This is a genomic window from Polaromonas sp. P1_E1_2 (genome assembly GCF_056406035.1).
On sequence record NZ_JBFUAZ010000424.1, the window covers coordinates 1 to 3832 of the forward strand.

General features: G+C 61.9%; 4 protein-coding genes and 1 pseudogene. 3 read left to right on the forward strand and 2 right to left on the reverse strand.

The window, feature by feature from the left end; translation table 11 throughout:
- Together cgtA and proB are read left to right on the forward strand one after the other, a co-directional pair.
- Positions 1 to 1045: Obg family GTPase CgtA (gene cgtA / locus AC1D1P_RS17145; RefSeq protein WP_477673800.1), on the forward strand; the 1045-nt coding region annotated here is incomplete at its 5' end.
- Between the two features lie 106 nt (positions 1046 to 1151).
- The gene (gene proB, locus AC1D1P_RS17150; protein ID WP_477669838.1) at positions 1152 to 2288 is read left to right on the forward strand and encodes a glutamate 5-kinase; all 1137 of its coding nucleotides are present in this window, start codon (positions 1152 to 1154) and stop codon (positions 2286 to 2288) included.
- Between the two features lie 45 nt (positions 2289 to 2333).
- Here the strand turns inward: proB and AC1D1P_RS17155 are convergent, their stop codons facing one another.
- On the reverse strand, positions 2334 to 2843 hold the full coding sequence (locus AC1D1P_RS17155) for a CNP1-like family protein (RefSeq protein ID WP_477673801.1): 510 nt from the start codon (positions 2841 to 2843) through the stop codon (positions 2334 to 2336).
- On the reverse strand, positions 2840 to 3544 hold the full coding sequence (locus tag AC1D1P_RS17160) for an RNA pyrophosphohydrolase (RefSeq protein WP_477673802.1): 705 nt from the start codon (positions 3542 to 3544) through the stop codon (positions 2840 to 2842). The genes AC1D1P_RS17155 and AC1D1P_RS17160 overlap by 4 nt, the downstream gene beginning before the upstream one ends.
- Between AC1D1P_RS17160 and AC1D1P_RS17165 the strand changes: the two are divergent.
- Positions 3516 to 3832: pseudogene (locus tag AC1D1P_RS17165) on the forward strand (hypothetical protein); the annotation flags it as partial. The gene AC1D1P_RS17160 and the pseudogene AC1D1P_RS17165 overlap by 29 nt on opposite strands.

Genomic DNA, 3832 nt, shown 5'->3' on the forward strand with positions numbered 1-3832 from the left:
TGCCGCAGTCGATGGCGGGAGTGGCTGCGTCTCCTTCAGCCACGAAAAGTACAAGGAGTTCGGCGGCCCAAACGGTGGCGACGGCGGACGCGGCGGTCATGTGTACGCGGTSGCSGACATCAACCTGAACACGCTGGTGGAYTTCCGSTTTTCRCGYCGCCACGAKGCCCGYAACGGCCAGCAYGGCATGGGTTCSGACATGTTCGGCGCCAAGGGCGACGACATCATCCTGAAGATGCCGGTAGGAACCATCCTGACCGACGGCGAAACCGGGGAAGTACTTTACGAATTGCTGGTTCCCGGTGAACAGGTGCTGATCGCCAAGGGCGGCGACGGCGGCTTCGGCAACCTGCGCTTCAAAAGCTCGACCAACCGCGCGCCACGCAGCAAGACACCCGGCTGGCCCGGCGAGCGAAAAAGCCTCAAGCTCGAACTCAAGGTACTGGCCGACGTCGGCTTGCTGGGCATGCCCAATGCCGGCAAGTCCACCTTCATTTCGGCCGTGTCGAACGCGCGCCCGCGCATTGCAGACTACCCTTTCACCACCCTGCATCCCAACCTCGGCGTGGTACGCGTGGGCCCGGAACAAAGCTTCGTGGTGGCAGATCTTCCCGGCCTGATCGAGGGTGCTTCGGAAGGCGCCGGCCTGGGCCACCTGTTCCTCCGGCATCTGCAGCGCACCCGCCTGCTGTTGCATATTGTCGACATGGCGCCTTTCGATGAAGGCGTGGACCCGGTGGCGCAAGCCAAGGCGATTGTGGGCGAACTCAAGAAATACGACGAAGCCCTTTACGACAAACCACGCTGGCTCGTCCTCAACAAGCTCGACATGGTGGACAAGGACAAACGTGCCGCGCTCGTGAAGGACTTCGTCAAACGCTTCAAGTTCAAGGGCCCCGTCTTCGAAATCTCGGCCTTGACGCGCGAGGGTTGCGAGCAGCTGGTCAAAACCATTTACCAGCATGTGAAGAGCGTCCAGAAAAGCGAGCAGCCGGTGGAAGAGGTTGATCCGCGATTTGCCGAACTGCCGCCGGAATCCCCGTAACGGCCTTTCCCCGCTGATTTTCGGGCAAACGCCGCCGGCATTTGCTATATAAACGATAGCTGCTTGCGCCCGCCCTGATTGGGCTAGAGCCCTAAAATACACTTAAATGCAAGAACAAACCGGCTCCTTGGTCCTGCGCAACGCCAAACGCATCGTGGTGAAGGTGGGCTCCAGCCTGGTCACCAACGAAGGGCGCGGGCTGGATTCCGTGGCCATCGGCCAGTGGTGCGAGCAGCTGGCAGCCCTCGTGAAGGACGGCCGGGAGGTCATCATGGTCAGCAGCGGCGCCATTGCCGAGGGCATGAAACGCCTGGGCTGGGCAACGCGGCCCAAGGCCATCCATGAGCTGCAGGCAGCCGCCGCCGTGGGCCAGATGGGTCTGGTACAGGTTTATGAAACCAAGCTGCGCGAAAACGGCATCGGCAGCGCCCAGGTCCTGCTGACGCACGCCGACCTGGCTGACCGCGAACGCTACCTCAATGCGCGCTCCACCCTGCTGGCGCTGTTGCAGCTTGGCGTAGTACCCGTCATCAACGAAAACGACACCGTCGTCAATGACGAGATCAAGTTTGGCGACAACGACACACTGGGCGCACTGGTCGCCAACCTGGTGGAAGCCGACGCGCTGGTCATCCTCACAGACCAGCGCGGCCTCTACACCGCCGATCCGCGCAAGGACCCGGCCGCACAGTTTGTGCATGAGGCCAAGGCCGGCGACGCAGCGCTGGAGACCATGGCGGGAGGCGCRGGTTCCAGCATTGGCAAGGGCGGCATGATCACCAAGATCCTGGCCGCCAAACGCGCCGCGGGCTCAGGCGCATCGACAGTTATCGCCTGGGGCCGCGAGCCGCAAGCGCTGGTCCGGCTCACCCGGGGCGAGCCCATCGGCACGCTGCTGGTGGCGCAAACCCAGAAGATGCAGGCCCGCAAGCAATGGATGGCCGATCACCTGCAAATGCGGGGCTCAGTCACCGTGGACGCAGGCGCCGTGGGCAAGGTGCGCGATGAGGGAAAAAGCCTGCTGCCCATCGGCATGACGGCCGTTCAGGGGGAGTTTTCACGCGGCGATGTCATCGCCATCAGGGATCCCGGAGGCGCCGAGATCGCGCGCGGCCTGGCCAATTACTCAAGCGCCGAAGCCCGCATGATCTGCCGCAAGGCATCGTCAGAGTTCGAAAAACTGCTGGGCTACACGGGCGAACCCGAAATGGTTCACCGCACCAACCTGGTATTGAGCCGCTAGGTTTGCCGGGCGCCACGCTGCGGCGTCGCAGCCGCGAGCCCTCGCCTATTCCCGGGTCCTGAAATTCGGGTTCTTCAGCCGCGACACCATCAGGTCCACTGTTTGCACAGGTGCCGCGCTGTCGCAGGCGCCGGCCCTGGCCAAACGGAAAGCATGCTTGGACGGCATATTGCCGAACACCGACTTCCACTCCGGATTGCTGACGTTGGTCCATTTGCCGTCTGAATAGCGGGCATAGGTCTTGAATTCGCCGGTGCTGCAGCGTATGCCTTCGTACATCACATTGCGTGCGCCGCTGGCATTCGAGGCCACGATCACGTAGCGCACGACGCTGTCCTTGTTCGAAATCTGGATGGTCGCAGGGTCCACGCCGTACACCAGCTGGGAATTGGGCGACACCTCAAACGTGACGAGTTTGGTGAGGTCGAAGGCCGGCGGCGCCGAAACGCTGTCTTCTTTCCACTCTTCGGGATCATCCGCCGGGGCCACGGCCCATGATGTACAGCTGATCCCCAGCAAAAGCGCGGCGGCCACAAGGGCGGGTTTGAGATTCATGGTTTGGTTGGTTGGCTGTTCGCATCCAGGCTGGTCTGCGGATCGGGTTCAAAAGTGGCGCCGGGCGGCAATTCAAAAGACGCCCCCAGCCGTGTCAGTGGTGCATGAAAGGGCTCGCCAGCGGGCGGAAAACCGYCCTCGCCGGCCTGGCCCGCGTGGTCACGCTGATGCAAGCCCCCGCGCAAATAACGGTTGCGGTGGTCGGGGCGCTGCTCGAAACGCGCGTCCGTGCGCGGAACGAACCGCGACAGCTCGGTCAGGGCCATTTCGTACACGCCGCGCTTGAACTCAACCACCACGTCCAGCGGCACCCAGTAGTCGTTCCAGCGCCAGGCATCGAACTCCGGATGGTCTGTGGCGCGCAGGTTCAAGTCCCAGTCGTGGCCGACCAGTTGCAGCAGGAACCAGATTTGTTTCTGGCCTTTGTAATGTCCGCGCGCATCGCGGCGGATGAACCGGTCAGGCACCTCATAGCGCAACCAGTCTCGGGTTCGGGCCAGCACATTCACATGCTGCGGCATCAGCCCCACTTCTTCATGCAACTCGCGGTACATGGCCTGCTCGGGATTTTCGCCCCGGTCAATGCCACCCTGCGGAAACTGCCACGAGTGGGTACGGATACGTTTGCCCCAAAATACCTGACTTCTCTGGTTGAGCAAGATGATGCCGACGTTGGGCCTAAAGCCGTCCCGGTCAAGCATAATCAAACCTCAATTTTTTAAACTGAGTCCATTATGCACAGCGAAGGCCCCAGCGCCAAGCGCACGGCGGGCTGCAGCACCCCTTTCCCGTTCCCTTTTCGTTCCTTTTTCGACTCTTTTCCATCCTTTTTTCCAACCCCGGAATTCCCGAAAACCGCCCATGAAAGCCTCCCAGTTCTTTATTTCCACCCTCAAGGAAGCGCCTGCCGACGCGGAAGTCGTCAGCCACCAGCTCATGATGCGGGCCGGCATGATCAAGAAACTGGGCGCCGGCGTGTACAACTACAT